Below are 15,029 nucleotides of genomic sequence, written 5' to 3'. Positions count from 1 at the left end.
CTCCCTTCACTGTCATTTGTCGAAAAACAGTTTTGTTTCATTAGTATGCTTTTATTCATTGTTTTTAACCTCATACTCAGTTTTTGTTTTTCAACCTTTGACCACACTACAGAAAAACCGTCGAGCAACCGAATCAAAAATTAAATTGTCCACAGTTGTCTCTAATTATATTGTATGCTGTTCTGTCATAAAATGAAAAGGATATACACCGTTTCACAGAAGATATTTGAATATTGAAATTGTAGTAAACTATTAAGTTAAAATCAAGTTTAACATACTTTACGGAAATATATGACTTTTCCCTATTATTTATTATACTTTATATAGAAGGTTTTACTTAAGTAAAACACAAAAAAATAGATGTCACAATATGCTTGTTGCATATGTAACATCTAATACTTATTCTATGCAGAATACGGAGATATTAGTTCACCATGCGCTGTGCTTCTTGTAATTGATAAGCACGAACCTTACGAGGTAGGAAACGACGAATTTCATCCTCGTTGTAGCCAACCTGTAAACGTTTCTCATCTAAAATGATTGGACGACGTAATAAACCTGGATACTCTTGAATTAACTCATATAAACGTTGTAATGGTAAGCTTTCAACATCAACATTCAATTTCTGGAAAATCTTTGATCGAGTTGAAATAATTTCATCCGTACCATCCTCTGTCATACGCAAAATTTCTTTAATTTCACTAATGCTTAATGGCTCGGAAAATATATTACGTTCTGTATATGGGATTTCATGCTCCTCTAACCATGCTTTAGCTTTTCGGCAAGACGTACAACTTGGTGATGTAAATAAAGTTACTATCATACTGACACATCCTTTCCATTTAATCATTATCTATAAACCAGTGTGTTAAATTAGAATTAATGTAATGTAATCTACATACCATTATACAGTACTCTGTGATGTTTGAATATAGTTCCAATAAAAAAAGAATAACCTTATCACACAAAATTTTCTGTTTATTTATATAACTTTTCAAAGCAGCATTTACTTCTTAGCATATCTAATGAACTACTAATAATATTCCCATTCGTAGCGCATTTTAAACACTCATTTCTGATTGTTTTTGTTCTCATTTAAAAAATTCAAACGAGAATATTGTCAGTTCAGTGTGTACAATATAGACGTATATTTACTAATATTGGTTGCATTTTCAAATAAATAGCTCATCACCATAACGTTTGGTTGATTTCCGTTCCGACTGGGCGCTTTCCTGGGATGCTGAATAGATAAAAAAAAGCAGCACAAATAGCATATAATTTTTTTTCGAGAAAGAACACCGCCAAAAGTCTGACTTTACACACTTGCATTTCACCGAGTCTTTATAATATAATTTTTTGCAATCAATCAATTATGTCTTTGGTGAGTTCACCTCATCTATACAGATGGAGACGGTTATTGAACTAAATAAAAAACGCTGACGAAGAGTAGTACATTTGCACTTTACACGTTTAGAGAGTCTGTGGTTGCTGCAAACAGATCGTGTAAGCATTTGGAATGGACTTCCGAGTTAGCTTTGTGAACGGCTTAGTTTCCTTACTGAAGTCTATTAGCAGAGCTCGTCCCTTCACGTTACGAAGTAAAGTGGCCTATTTAGGCAAGCTGGGTGGTACCGCGGATTCAAACATCATTCGTCCCTTCATTAGAGAACTAATGAGGACGCATGATGTTTTTTATTTTGGATCAATTATGCCTCGGCATAATTGTTGCTGTCGCTTCGCTTTCGCACAGATAAACAATGCGTCCGGAATCGGCTTTGTGCTTAGGCCTGCGTGATGCAGGTCAGTTAGCCGTTATCGCATGGCTGCGATGATTTTAGGCTAACATCCTCTAAGCACTCCTTTCCGATTTCCGTGACATCCGCCGGAGGCTTAGGCCAACAGATGTCTTTTGTGCGAAAGCGTAGTGGTAACGCAGCGGCAGCAACATAATGTTGGTCACTCAGTCGTTGCCACAGGACGTGGCGTTCTTAGACTGAGTTCTTCTATTTCAGCGGGGTTTGTACACCCGCTGAAATAAGTTAATCTTATGTAAAGACTAGCTGAGGTAACAAAATTCAAGGAGGAAATGACAATGACAACTATTTTTTCAGGCGTACAGCCAACAGGTATTGTAACTCTAGGGAACTATTTAGGTGCATTTAAGCAATTCCCTGCATTACAAGATGAAGGAGATGCTGTTTATTGTATCGTCGATCAGCATGCAATAACAGTGGCACAAGATCCAAAGGAATTACGTCAAAATATTCGCAACCTTGCAGCTACGTATATTGCTACTGGTATCGATCCTAAAAAATCTACATTATTTATTCAATCAGAAGTGCCAGCTCATGCACAGGCAGGCTGGATGCTACAATGTGTCGCATCGATTGGTGAGCTTGAACGTATGACACAGTTCAAGGATAAATCTCACGGTAAAGAAAGCGTATCTGCCGCTCTTTTAACATATCCACCACTAATGGCAGCAGACATTCTTTTATATAACACAAACATTGTGCCTGTCGGTGATGATCAGAAGCAGCATATTGAGCTGACTCGTGATCTAGCAGAGCGCTTTAACAAACGTTATGGTGACGTTTTAACGATTCCTGAAATTCAATTACCAAAAGCAGGGGCTCGTATCAAATCACTACAAGAACCAGCAAAGAAAATGAGTAAATCTGATCCAAATACAAAAGCGACAATCAAGCTTTTAGATTCAGCGAAAGATATTGAGAAAAAAATTAAGTCAGCTGTTACTGACTCTGATGGTATTGTGGCCTTTGATGTGGAAAATAAACCTGGTGTTTCTAATTTACTAACAATCGAGTCTGCCATTTCAGGCGTATCTATTGATGATCTTGTAAAAAAATATGAAGGCGTTGGCTATGGTGGTTTCAAACAAGGTGTTGCAGCAGCAGTTATTGATCACCTGACACCAATTCAAGAAAAATTCTATAATTTGGTAGAATCTTCGGAGTTAGATATTATTTTAGATGAAGGTGCCGAAAAAGCAAATGCCATTGCAAGTGCTACATTAAAACGCATGGAAAAAGCAATGGGCCTTGGTCGTGCACGTCGCTAAAAAGAAAACTTCATCATCTCGGGATTGATGTCCCTATGTGAATGAAGCTTGGCCAAAAAGAGGGTAATTAACGAGTTACATCTTCTCTTTTTCGTTTAAAGTTTTATCATAACCAAGATCAAGCACAACAGCGCATAACACAATGACTGATCCAATTGCCATATAAAATGCTGATGTATGTGCCATGAATTTAAAAACAACTATCCAGGAATATCCAAGTGTTCGATAATTCAAATACAATATGAGATTCCCAACGGAGAGAATCAATAAGCCGTAGCTCATTAAAAATAAAAAGAGTCGGAACAAGATAAAGCATCCTTTCTTTTTCTTCTTAATTATCATCTATTCACAAAACTATAAAAAAAGACGTCAGCCACGTAAATTAGGCTGACGTTTTTTTATGTTATTGAAAGACTAATCGAACAGAATAGACTTGTAACAGTGAATTGATTGTACATCTGTTGTTACTGCCACTATGTTTCTGCATATAAAGACGTTTTTGCTGCAGAACGGTTGATTGGAGTGGAGACTGGGCGACTCCTTGGGGATCAGCGATAGAGGAACGAAGGCTAAAACCATCACGTCCTGTGATAACGCCTTCGTGACCAACATCGGTGCTGCTGCCGCTTCGCTTTCGCGCAAAAAACATCTGTTGGCCCGAGACCTGGAGCGAGCATCGCGAGTGAAGCGGCTCATCGGACGCCCCCAGGAAGCTTTGCTCTGTGCGAAAGCGAAGCGTCAGCAACAAATGTTTTATCTGTGCGAAAGCGAAGTGTCAGCAACAAATGTTTTCTGTAGCGAAAGCGAAGCGTCAGCAACAAATGTTTTCTGTAGCGAAAGCGAAGCGTCAGCGACAAAGCGCCCAGTCGGAACGGAAATCACCCCCTCGTTTTGCGGAAAAGCCTTATTTTATTTAATATGATGACACCTTAATTAACTGCCCGTAAAGCCCCGATTGGTAAAGACAAAAAAACAGTGGGGATAAAGAAACCCCCACTGATTAAAGTTTTACTTTATTATTCCTCGATTTTTTTGAATAGTAGACTAGCGTTATGTCCACCAAACCCAAGTGAGTTACTCATAGCATATTTAATCTCTGCTGTTCGAGCTTCATGCGGTACATAATCTAAATCACAATCTGGATCTGGATCTGTTAAATTAATTGTCGGTGGTAAAATGCCTTCTTTAAGTGCTAGCGCCGTGAAAATAGCTTCAACACCACCAGCTGCACCTAATAAGTGACCTGTCATTGATTTTGTAGAACTCATTGCAAGCTTATAGGCATGTTCACCAAAGACTGTTTTTACTGCCTGTGTTTCAAATAAATCATTATAAGGTGTACTTGTTCCATGTGCGTTAATATAGTCTACTTGAGAAGCTTCTACGCCACCATCAGTTAAAGCTTGCATCATTGCACGAGAAGCACCTTCTCCTTCTGGAGCTGGAGCTGTAATATGATGTGCATCCCCTGTTGCACCATAGCCAAGAACTTCTGCGTAGATTTTTGCACCGCGTGCTTTTGCATGCTCATACTCTTCCAAAATAACAATACCCGCACCTTCACCGATGATGAAACCATCGCGATTCTTATCGAATGGACGGCAAGCTGTTTCTGGATCTGTATTTAAAGATAATGCAGTATTTGCGCAGAAGCCTGCTACTGCCATCGTAACGATTGGCGACTCAGCACCACCAGAAATCATAACATCTGCATCGCCACGTTCAATTACTTTAAAAGCATCCCCAATGGAGTTTGTTCCTGAAGCACAAGCCGTTACTGAACAAGAGTTAATGCCCTTTGCCCCAAAGTGAATCGACACTTGGCCTGAAGCCATATCCGGAATCATCATTGGAATAAAGAATGGACTTACACGTCTTGCTCCACGCTCTTGGAAAGTTAAAAACTGTTGTTCATATGTTTCCATCCCACCGATTCCAGAGCCAATCCAGACACCTGCACGTGGTGCTAGCTCTTCATCGATTGTTAATTGTGCATCTTCCATCGCCATGATGGACGCTGCTAAGGCATACTGTGTAAAGCGATCCATTTTACGAGCTTCTTTACGTTCAATATACTTTTCAATATTGAAGTCTTTCACTTCAGCGGCAATTTTTGCTGCGAAAAGATCTTTATTTAAACGTGTTAACTCGCCAACGCCAGATTTTCCTGCTTTAATGTTAGTCCATGTTTCTTCGATGCTATTTCCTAGTGGTGTAACTGCGCCAATTCCTGTAATTACTACTCGTCGTTTACTCATTGTCTTACTCCCCTCAAGCATTTTTCGTTTTTTATTTTCCCCATCTAATTGTAACGGCACCCCATGTTAAGCCACCGCCAAATCCAACAAGTACTAATAAATCATCATCTTTAATCTTACCTGCCTCAAGCTCATCTACCAAGGAAATACCAATAGACGCTGCCGACGTATTACCATATTTGTGAATCGTTTTCGACATTTTTTCCGGTGGTAGTTCTAGACGCTCACGAGCAGATTCCATAATTCGAATATTCGCCTGATGCGGCACTAAAAAATCTACGTCTTCTTTTGTTAAACCCGCTTTTTCTAATACGTTTACTGCAGATTCACCCATTTGACGAACTGCAAACTTAAATACTTCACGGCCATTCATAGCGATTGTGTCCTGCTGTGTTAAATACAAATTCTTTCCACCTGTACCGTCAGCTCCAAGCTCAAATGATAAAATACCTCTACCTTCTGATACTGGACCAACAACTGCTGCACTTGCACCGTCACCGAATAACACAGCGGTATTACGATCTTCCCAATCAAGTACTTTCGACAGCTTTTCAACACCTACTACTAAGACATATTTATAAGTATTTGATTCTACAAATTGCTTTGCTGTCACTAAACTATATATAAATCCTGCACATGCAGCCGCTTGGTCCATCGCAGCTGCATTCACTGCTCCAATTTGCTCCTGAACCATACATGCTACACTTGGAAACGTTTGATCTTGTGTTACTGTTGCTACAAGTATTAAGCCTATTTCCTCTGGTGTAATACCTGCTTTTGCAATAGCCTCTTTTGCTGCAGCTACTGCTAAATCTGAAGTTTCTTGGTCATCTGCGGCAAAGTGGCGTTCTTCAATCCCTGTGCGAGTTCGAATCCATTCATCCGAAGTGTCCATAATTTTTTCTAAATCAAAATTTGTTACGACTTTCTCCGGAACGTATTTGCCAATTCCTATAATACCAGCGTTCATTTAGCAACCCCTCTGCTTTCTTACTATCAATTATTAGTAACTGGTCATAATTATAACTCATAATGAAGGAGAGGTGCAAGATGAATTAAATTTAACATCTTAAAACTAGTAATATTAAGGGTCTCCAAGCAACTTATATACATGGCATACAATTTAACAAATGTCATCTCCAACTTTTAGAGCTGATGCAAGAAAAAGCGTATTTCGGGGGATAAGTGAGGCTGAAAAATTTAATAATGGCGGTTAATGAAAAAAAGCTGCAAATAGATCTGCAGCTTTATCCTAACAATTGCTAACATATATTATCAACAACGTAAAAGTCGATATCGTAAAAAGATGAAAGGTGGCTCTCGCATGAATCTGCGTACGTCCAATCTATTCTCTAATAGGTCGTTAAGGATCGCGTTCTCTTTGGAACACTTAGTGATCTGAAGAAATCGCTTGATGGGTTGCAGCACAGAAGGTTTCAAACGACATGTTGTACGTTTCTTTTTGTTAGGTTTGCTACCGTAGTTGTGTCAACGTAATGGCTGACGCTTTAATCGTCTGGTGTTGCGGTGGTGTTTTTGGTTCAATAAACAACGTAGAGTAATACGCATCCGCAAAGGTAATCAAGTAAATCACAAAAAGTAATTGTTTCATTCAATGGTTCAAAATTCATTTCTCCCTTTTTTCAGTTCTATCAATTCGAATTGTCTAGTTATAATACGTATGGTACGTAAAAAAGTTTCAAATTAAAAATAACCAACGCACAGATGACCCCAATAAGCCACCTCGGTATGAGATAGCTTAGAACTACAACATTGGTTTGAATAATAGATAGCCATATGCTAACCCTTTTACTCCATAAAATAAAATTGGAGCGAGTATGAACCATGCTAATTTTTTATCCAATACTTCAACCTTTTCTTTACTAATCTTTTTCTCTAGAACTTTTTCAATCATTAAAACAACGATAATAATCATACCTGCCAACAATAATGAAAAAATCATTTTCCACATTAATGTAGAAGCTAAGAAAAGATACACTTCCGGAAACAGTAGGCAATCGAAAATAGGTATGAACCAATCGAATATTTTGCCATCTAAAATGTTCTCAATTGATGGTTGTTCGTTTGTTAGTTGCCTTTTAACTTCTTTAATAATTTCTTTTAAAAAATCTCTCATTCTCTTTTCACCCATAACTCTTATTATATTCCCAATTATTTCTACGGAAATAGAAGTGAGAAGTTTCGTTGAAGATTTTAAAACTACCTCTCAAGAATAACTCTTCAAACTCATAATGAAGAACAGGGCAAGATGAATTAAAATTAACGCTTTTTGCCTTAATCGACTAGACTACTAATAGAACGACTTCTCCTTAGATTTAAACGACCATGGACACTCCCTAGCAATCAGCATTTGCGATGTCTTCGAATTTCGCCGCTCCTACTGAAATTGCCTGAAAGTACAAAAGCAAGGTTATCGTTGTGACAAATTCGCCATGTTTCACAGAAAAGGTTCTTTTTTTTTCGATTTATGTTATGATATGATAATGATATAAAAAAGTTCGGTTGAGGTGAAATTAATGCAATATATCGTAACATTCATATGGTCATTCCTACTAGTTTCAATGTTAAACTACGTAGTAAGCTCTGTACTTGGTACAACGTTTGATTTCCAAACTGCTGTTGTCACATCAGTTGTATTTACAATTCTTGTTTTCATCATCGGTGCAGTTATTCCAAACGAGTCAACTCCAGAAGCTGCAGACAATCATTAATTCAACTAGAAAAAACCTGTTTCGCTCAATGCGGAACAGGTTTTTTTTGTTATTTTTCAACGACAAATTGTCCATCATGCATTCTAATGTGCAATGTTTCTCCTGGTAATACTTCACCTCGAAGTAATTCTTTTGCAACCGCAGTTTCAATATAACGCTGCACGAAGCGTTTTAGTGGTCTTGCACCAAACTGAGCATCTGCTCCTTGTTCTACAACCCAATCAATTACATTTTGTTCTACTTGTAAAGTAATGTCTTGCTCTGCAACTCGTTTGACAAGCTGTTCGACATATTTCCAAGCAATCGCAGTAAAGTGTTCATCTGATAATGCATGGAACATAATAATATCATCCATACGGTTTAACAGCTCTGGTTTAAAGTGTTGACGCAGTGCAGCCATCACTAAATCCTCAACTGCAACATCGTCTTCTTTTGCTTCCATTAAATAGCTTGAGCCAATGTTAGAAGTTAAAATGACCACTGTGTTGGTAAAGTTGACCATACGACCTTGGCTATCCGTAATGCGTCCATCATCCAAAATTTGCAGTAAAATATTCGCAACATCAGGGTGGGCCTTTTCAATTTCATCTAATAATACAACTGAATATGGATTTCGGCGAACAGCCTCTGTTAATTGTCCACCTTCTTCATAGCCAATATAGCCTGGAGGTGCCCCTACAAGACGTGATACACTATGTTTCTCCATATATTCACTCATATCAATGCGAATAAAATGGTCCTCAGAATCAAACAGCTGTGCCGCTAGTGCCTTCGCAAGCTCTGTTTTACCAACACCTGTTGGCCCTAGGAATAAAAAGCTACCAATTGGTCGTTGCGGGTCTTTGATACCAGCTCGAGCACGCCATACCGCTTCTGTGACAAGCTGTACAGCATTATCCTGTCCGACTACACGCTCATGCAATGTATCTTTTAAGCGCAATAATTTTTCACGCTCACCTTCTACTAATTTCATCACTGGTATGCCTGTCCAGCGTGAAACAATAGATGCGATTTCATCAGCTGTTACCTCTTCACGTAAAATACGTGATTCCGTACCATTCTCTAATTGTTTTTCCATCTCTTGAATTTCCTTTTCAAGTGTAGGAATTTTCCCATGACGTAGCTCGGCTGCTTTATTTAAATCATATTTACTTTCTGCTTCATCTAAGTCACGACGGTATTTATCAAGTTTTTCACGTTTTTTCTGAATGCCGTGTAACGCTTCTTTTTCGGTTTCCCATTGTTTACGCATATCCCCTGAGGATTCTTTCAGCTTCGATAATTCCTCACTGAGCTGCTCTAGACGTTTTTTACTTGCCTCGTCCTTTTCCTTACGTAACGCTTGCTCCTCAATCTCCAGCTGCATAATACGGCGCGTTACTGCATCCAATTCCTGTGGCATGGAATCAATTTCTGTTCGAATCATCGCACATGCTTCATCGATTAAATCAATGGCCTTATCTGGCAGGAAACGCTCTGTAATATAGCGATTTGAAAGCTCTGCTGCTGCTACGATCGCACGGTCATGAATACGTACTGCATGATGTAATTCAAAGCGCTCTTTCAAGCCTCGTAAAATGGAAACTGTATCTTCAATAGATGGCTCACGTACAAGCACTTGTTGGAAACGACGCTCTAAAGCAGGATCTTTTTCTATATACATACGATATTCATCTAATGTTGTAGCCCCGATACAATGTAGCTCACCTCGTGCAAGCATTGGCTTTAGCATATTCCCCGCGTCCATTGCACCATCCGTTTTGCCTGCACCAACAATTGTATGAATTTCATCGATAAATAAAATAATGCGCCCCTCTGATTCTTTTACTTCTTTTAAAACACCTTTTAAGCGCTCTTCAAATTGGCCACGATAACTAGCACCTGCTATTAAGGCACTCATATCCAACTCATACAGTACACAGTCCTTTAACCCCTCAGGAACATCGCCCTTTACTATACGTTGGGCTAACCCTTCTACAATAGCTGTTTTACCAACCCCCGGCTCACCTATTAAGACAGGGTTATTTTTCGTTTTGCGTGTTAAAATACGAATGACATTACGAATTTCTTCATCACGGCCGATTACCGGATCCATTTTACCGTTTTTTACTTCATCTATTAAATTACGCCCAAATTGTTCTAATGGTTTTTTGTCATTTGATTGTTGAAATTGCATATTTAGCACACTCCTTTTCAATAATGTTAAGCGGAATCCCGTTTGCCATTCTGTTTCACGAAAAATGTTTGACCTTTTTTGACTAACTTTATTTTACAACATACGACAAACCTTAGCAAAGAATTAGCCCTAAAATTCCTCCCCTTATAACTGGAAAATTACGTTATAATAAAACTATGTTTCTTAGATTTAGTATCGAAATTGTTCACCATCCTTTTGTAATTATTAGATATTTTTACAAAAAGAAAGCGATGTGTTGGAGATATGGTTATAATGGGCAACATGCAAGAGAAATTTCACAATCTTTTTCAAAAGCACGGTGTTTTTATTAAAGTAAATAAGGATAGTAAAATTTTTTTAGAGGGCGAACGTGCGAAAGAAATTTATTATATAAAAACAGGAGCTATCTCGATTAGTCAGGAAACGGAGAATGGGAAGGAACTAACCATTCGTATTTGTGGTCCAGATAGTATTATTGGAGAAGGCTCATTATTTTGTAACCTTACGTATAATTCCATGACTGCTAAAGTATTAGAGCCCTCCAGTTTATATGTTCTAAGCCGTGAATCATTGGAACTTTTACTAGTGGAACAACCCGATTTAATGGTGGAATATATGAAGTGGTTGCAAACAGAAAATTTAAAGCATCAAAGTCGTTTGCGCGATTTAGTTTTAAATGGTAAAAAGGGCGCTTTATTTTCAACACTCATCCGTCTTTCGAATACTTATGGTAATCCTTTAGAAAATGACACTATTTATATTGACTTACCGTTAACAAATACAGAAATCGCTAATTTATGTGCGACGAGTAGAGAGATGATTAATCGCATGCTTAATGACTTAAAGAAGCACAATATCATATCGTTCGAAAAAGGTTATATTACCATTCACGATCTACAATTTTTAAAGGATGAAATCGCTTGTGAGAATTGTCCGTTACAAATATGTCGTATCGATTAATACGCTACACGCAAAATCCCCGCTTACTGTTGCAAGCGGGGATTTTTTATTGTGTTTTAAGTGGACTTAGCGTACACCTAATGCCATTTTTGCATAGCGTGACATTTTATCTTTTGACCACGGTGGATTCCATACAATGTTGACATTTGTACTTTTTACCTCTGGAAGCTCACCTAATGCTGTGTTCACTTGATCAACAATCACAGGTCCCATTGGGCAGCCCATAGACGTTAGCGTCATTGTAACGATTGCTACACCTTCTTCATCTAACTCTACATCATATACTAAACCTAAGTTGACGATATCAATACCAAGCTCAGGGTCAATTACATTTTCTAATGCACCGAACATGCTGTCTTTCATATCTTGATCCATTTGTATTTCTCCTTCCGTCACAGTGTTAACTTAATCATAGCAGATGCATCTTATTATGCCAAATGCTGTGCAAGCCATTCAGTTGCTGCTAACATACCGTCTCGTGATACAGCATGGCCCGCTCTTTTATTAGCTAAGAATTTTAAGTCTTCTGGATTTGTTTCATAATATTTGCGTAAAGTTAAATAAAAATTATACGTTTCATTAAAAGGAACGGTTTTATCTAATTCCCCATGCCAAAATAACACAGGTCGTCCTGCGAATTTTTCTGGTGTTAGGCTGACATCATATTTAGCTAGAAGCTCATTCGTTTGTTGTACTTCTTCTTCGGACATTGGCCAATTCACACCGCTTTTAGCGAATTGCTGTAATTGATACTCCGCTAATTTAAGAAACCCAGGTGCACCCATGCATACTGCTGCTGTTTTGATCCAATCATATTGCTTTAAACAGCCTGATGTTACAATTCCACCCATCGATGTACCAGCAACGCCAATGTTATCATTCACTAATAATTTTTTATTCTTTAATTCTTTATATAATTGTTCAACTTCATGAATAGAATTTAAAACAATATCCCAAAAATGTAAGCTCATTTTCATCTCAGATAGGCCTTCACTACGGTCACCATGTAATTTTGCATCTGGTAATAGGACACGCACCCCGTTGCCTACTAATTGATATGCATAATGTAAGTTATGTTCTTTTGCACTCATAAAGCCATGTAAAAAAATCACTACTGGGGTTTTTTCATTCATATTTTCTGTATGTATATGTAATAAAGGAATATTTCCCCAAAATTCTTTCTCAACAATCATCTTTGTCACTCCCAACTTTTGTCTCGTCTTTATGTTAGCAAACTTTTCTCCATGTGACAAAATTTTGACGAATGGTTTACAAAGCGATACTATTCAAATTATAGGAAAGGGGCAATAAGCTATGAAACCGCATTTAATCGTTTTAGATTTAGATGGTACGTTATTAACGGACCAACAACAAATTTCAGCCAACACTAAAAAAACATTATTGCAGGCAAAGGAACAAGGACATCAAGTTATGATTGCTACAGGTCGTCCTTATCGTGCGAGTGATATATACTATCACGAGCTTGGCCTTACAACGCCCATCGTGAATTTTAATGGTGCCTACGTCCACCACCCAAAAAATGCTGCTTGGCAGACTATGCATACTCCTATTGATTTAGGCGTAGTGCATAATGTCGTCGAATCCATCAATAGCTATGAATATGAAAATATTATTGCGGAGGTTAAAGACGATATTTATGTGCATACAGAGGATGAACGGATATTAAATATTTTTAATATGGGGAATCCAAAAATTACTCTTGGGGATCTCTATACACATTTACTTGATAACCCAACTAGTTTACTAATTCAAGCTAACGAAGTAAATTCAATGATTATTCGTGATCATTTACAGGCTGTTCATGCAGAGGTCATTGAACATCGTCGCTGGGGTGCGCCTCTTCACATTATTGAAATTGTTCGCCGTGGCTTAAATAAAGCAGTGGGAATCGCTCATGTAGCAAAAGATTTAGGTATCCCTCGCGAGCGTATTATTGCATTCGGTGATGAAGATAACGATTTAGAAATGATTGATTATGCTGGCATTGGTGTAGCAATGGGCAATGGCATTCCTTCGTTAAAAAATATTGCCAATGAAATTACGACAACCAATAATGACGATGGAATCGCTAAAATACTCATCGAACGCTTGAAATTATCCTAGTTAAGTAATGATATCCCATTTTTTGCATTATCATCAAATGTTGTGGATGACATTTGTTAAAACATATACGATGTATGAAAGCTGATTGGAGTGGAGACTGAGCGACTCCTTGGGGATTAGCAATAGAGGAACGAAGGCTAAAACCATCACGTCCTGTGATAACGCCTTCGTGACCAACATCCTATTGCTGTCGCTACGTTAGCACAGAAAAAATTTGTTGCCCGACGCCCCCAGGAAGCTTTGCTCTGTGCGAAAGCGAAGCGTCAGCAACAAAGCGCCCGATCGGAACGGAAATCAACTACACGTTATGGTGATAAGCTCATTTTTTTACAGTTTAACTTAATTTAGTTAAAATAAAAAATATATACTGATGAAGAATTGTACTCCCGCAATCACTATTACTGGGTTGCAATTATAATGAAACTCGATATGGTAATATATCTATATAACATTTATTTAGAAATATAGAGTGGAAAGTGAAAGCTCGACACTTGTTCACCTATTATGTAGTATAGGTATTTGAAAACTTCTCATATAGAGTTAAAAGAACGTTAAATTAGGGGGACAAATGATGAAAATTTTTACTGATAGTGGATGTGATTTACCAAAGTCTTACTACGAAGAAAGCAATATTGAACTTCTTCCACTACGAGTGCAATTGAACAATAACGAATATGATGATGTGATTTCGATTGATTCCAAAGAAATTTACGATGCTATTCGCCAAGGTGCTCGCCCAAAGACATCCCAAGTATCACCAGAGCTTTTTCTCAAGCATTTCGAAAATCTAGCGAAAAATGAAGAAGAAGGAATTTACATTGCCTTTTCTTCGGAATTATCAGGCACCTATAATACTGCGGTCATGATTCGCAATCAAGTACAGGAGCAATATCCATCCCTTAAATTGGCTATCATCGATTCAAAATGTGCTTCGCTAGGTTTTGGTCTAGTAGTAGTAGAAGCCGTTCGACTCCGAAATGCAGGTGCTTCATTAGAGGAAATCGAAGCAAAAATTACAGCACTTACCCCACAAATGGAGCACTTATTTACGGTAGAGGATTTAGATTACCTCGCTAAAGGTGGGCGTGTATCAAAGGCAAGCGCATTTCTTGGAGGACTCCTAAGCATTAAACCTATTTTAAATGTAGAGGATGGTAAGCTTGTGCCGATTGAAAAATCTCGCGGACGCAAAAAAGCCATCGCTCGCATGTTAGATTTAATGCAGGAGCGCGGTGATAATTTTTCTGATAAAATTGTTGGTATTAGCCATAGTGATGATGCGAACTTTGCCAACGAAGTAAAGGCCTCTATCCAAGAAAAATTTTCACCAAGAGCCATTCAAGTAACAATGATCGGTTCAGCTATCGGCTCGCATGTAGGACCAGGTACAATTGCCATCTTCTTTACGAATAAAAGCTATCAAGCTTAACAAAACCCCCTCCGCACTTAAAAGTGTTTGAAGTGACCCCTAAAAGTTAGACACGGTTATTCATTAGGCAGCTTGGGTAAAACGAGTTCGGTATTGCACCGGACTCGTTTTTAATTTTGCCTTAATCCGTTTCGTATTATAGTAATTTATATATTTTTCTAATTCTATTTTATAATGCTCTATACTTTCAAATTCCCTCATGTAAAGGAATTCAGATTTCATAATTCCAAAGAAATTCTCCATGACAGAGTTGTCGTAACAATTTCCT

General features: G+C 38.0%; 15 protein-coding genes and 1 other annotated feature. Of the genes, 6 read left to right on the top strand and 9 right to left on the bottom strand.

Annotated features, from left to right (window positions below; genetic code table 11):
* Window positions 1-424 precede the first annotated feature (424 nt).
* Complete coding sequence (spxA, locus tag ACQKOF_RS11250; RefSeq protein WP_024362527.1) at window positions 425-820, bottom strand: transcriptional regulator SpxA; 396 nt, start codon at window positions 818-820, stop codon at window positions 425-427.
* A 607-nt stretch (window positions 821-1,427) separates the two neighbouring features.
* Window positions 1,428-1,661 (top strand) — a binding site (T-box leader).
* 431 nt (window positions 1,662-2,092) lie between these two features.
* Here spxA and trpS point away from each other — a divergent pair.
* Window positions 2,093-3,082 (top strand): tryptophan--tRNA ligase, encoded by a 990-nt coding sequence (gene trpS / locus ACQKOF_RS11245; protein ID WP_427556764.1) that lies wholly within the window; start codon window positions 2,093-2,095, stop codon window positions 3,080-3,082.
* Window positions 3,083-3,157: 75 nt separating this feature from the next.
* On the opposite strand, the gene ACQKOF_RS11240 is transcribed toward trpS, so the two are convergent.
* Entirely contained in the window at window positions 3,158-3,388 is a 231-nt protein-coding gene (locus ACQKOF_RS11240; RefSeq protein ID WP_427556762.1) for a hypothetical protein, read from the bottom strand.
* A 235-nt stretch (window positions 3,389-3,623) separates the two neighbouring features.
* Here ACQKOF_RS11240 and ACQKOF_RS11235 point away from each other — a divergent pair, with 235 nt between their 5' ends.
* A complete protein-coding gene (locus ACQKOF_RS11235) occupies window positions 3,624-4,004 on the top strand; it encodes a hypothetical protein (protein WP_427556759.1) in 381 nt (126 codons plus the stop codon).
* Between the two features lie 94 nt (window positions 4,005-4,098).
* On the opposite strand, the gene fabF is transcribed toward ACQKOF_RS11235, so the two are convergent.
* The 3 genes from fabF to ACQKOF_RS11220 form a co-directional block, all read right to left on the bottom strand.
* Window positions 4,099-5,340 carry a beta-ketoacyl-ACP synthase II gene (fabF, locus tag ACQKOF_RS11230; RefSeq protein ID WP_427556756.1) on the bottom strand — a complete coding sequence of 414 codons (1,242 nt, stop codon included), beginning with the start codon at window positions 5,338-5,340 and terminating at the stop codon, window positions 4,099-4,101.
* A 31-nt stretch (window positions 5,341-5,371) separates the two neighbouring features.
* A complete protein-coding gene (locus tag ACQKOF_RS11225; RefSeq protein ID WP_427556753.1) occupies window positions 5,372-6,310 on the bottom strand; it encodes a beta-ketoacyl-ACP synthase III in 939 nt (312 codons plus the stop codon).
* Window positions 6,311-7,105: 795 nt separating this feature from the next.
* Window positions 7,106-7,477: a hypothetical protein gene (locus ACQKOF_RS11220; protein WP_427556750.1), complete on the bottom strand. Its 372-nt coding sequence runs from the start codon at window positions 7,475-7,477 to the stop codon at window positions 7,106-7,108.
* 400 nt (window positions 7,478-7,877) lie between these two features.
* On the opposite strand from ACQKOF_RS11220, the gene ACQKOF_RS11215 reads away from it, so the two are divergent.
* Entirely contained in the window at window positions 7,878-8,072 is a 195-nt protein-coding gene (locus tag ACQKOF_RS11215; RefSeq protein WP_370045201.1) for a YjzD family protein, read from the top strand.
* 49 nt (window positions 8,073-8,121) lie between these two features.
* Here ACQKOF_RS11215 and ACQKOF_RS11210 read toward each other — a convergent pair whose 3' ends face one another.
* A complete protein-coding gene (locus ACQKOF_RS11210; protein WP_427556747.1) occupies window positions 8,122-10,248 on the bottom strand; it encodes an ATP-dependent Clp protease ATP-binding subunit in 2,127 nt (708 codons plus the stop codon).
* A 273-nt stretch (window positions 10,249-10,521) separates the two neighbouring features.
* Between ACQKOF_RS11210 and ACQKOF_RS11205 the strand changes: the two genes are divergently transcribed.
* On the top strand, window positions 10,522-11,208 hold the full coding sequence (locus ACQKOF_RS11205; protein ID WP_427556744.1) for a Crp/Fnr family transcriptional regulator: 687 nt from the start codon (window positions 10,522-10,524) through the stop codon (window positions 11,206-11,208).
* Between the two features lie 66 nt (window positions 11,209-11,274).
* On the opposite strand, the gene ACQKOF_RS11200 is transcribed toward ACQKOF_RS11205, so the two are convergent.
* Both ACQKOF_RS11200 and ACQKOF_RS11195 read right to left on the bottom strand, forming a co-directional pair.
* Complete coding sequence (locus ACQKOF_RS11200) at window positions 11,275-11,583, bottom strand: metal-sulfur cluster assembly factor (RefSeq protein ID WP_427556742.1); 309 nt, start codon at window positions 11,581-11,583, stop codon at window positions 11,275-11,277.
* Window positions 11,584-11,636: 53 nt separating this feature from the next.
* Complete coding sequence (locus tag ACQKOF_RS11195) at window positions 11,637-12,401, bottom strand: prolyl oligopeptidase family serine peptidase (protein WP_427556739.1); 765 nt, start codon at window positions 12,399-12,401, stop codon at window positions 11,637-11,639.
* A 121-nt stretch (window positions 12,402-12,522) separates the two neighbouring features.
* Between ACQKOF_RS11195 and ACQKOF_RS11190 the strand changes: the two genes are divergently transcribed.
* Complete coding sequence (locus ACQKOF_RS11190; RefSeq protein WP_427556737.1) at window positions 12,523-13,332, top strand: Cof-type HAD-IIB family hydrolase; 810 nt, start codon at window positions 12,523-12,525, stop codon at window positions 13,330-13,332.
* A 571-nt stretch (window positions 13,333-13,903) separates the two neighbouring features.
* The gene (locus ACQKOF_RS11185; RefSeq protein ID WP_427556734.1) at window positions 13,904-14,761 is read left to right on the top strand and encodes a DegV family protein; all 858 of its coding nucleotides are present in this window, start codon (window positions 13,904-13,906) and stop codon (window positions 14,759-14,761) included.
* Window positions 14,762-14,824: 63 nt separating this feature from the next.
* On the opposite strand, the gene ACQKOF_RS11180 is transcribed toward ACQKOF_RS11185, so the two are convergent.
* On the bottom strand, window positions 14,825-15,029 hold a 205-nt coding region (locus ACQKOF_RS11180), incomplete at its 5' end, for an IS3 family transposase (RefSeq protein WP_427556731.1).

The organism is Lysinibacillus sp. NPDC093190 (assembly GCF_050280425.1).
Classification (GTDB): Bacteria; Bacillota; Bacilli; order Bacillales_A; family Planococcaceae; genus Lysinibacillus.
This window is presented reverse-complemented; position numbering and strand designations above follow the sequence as displayed.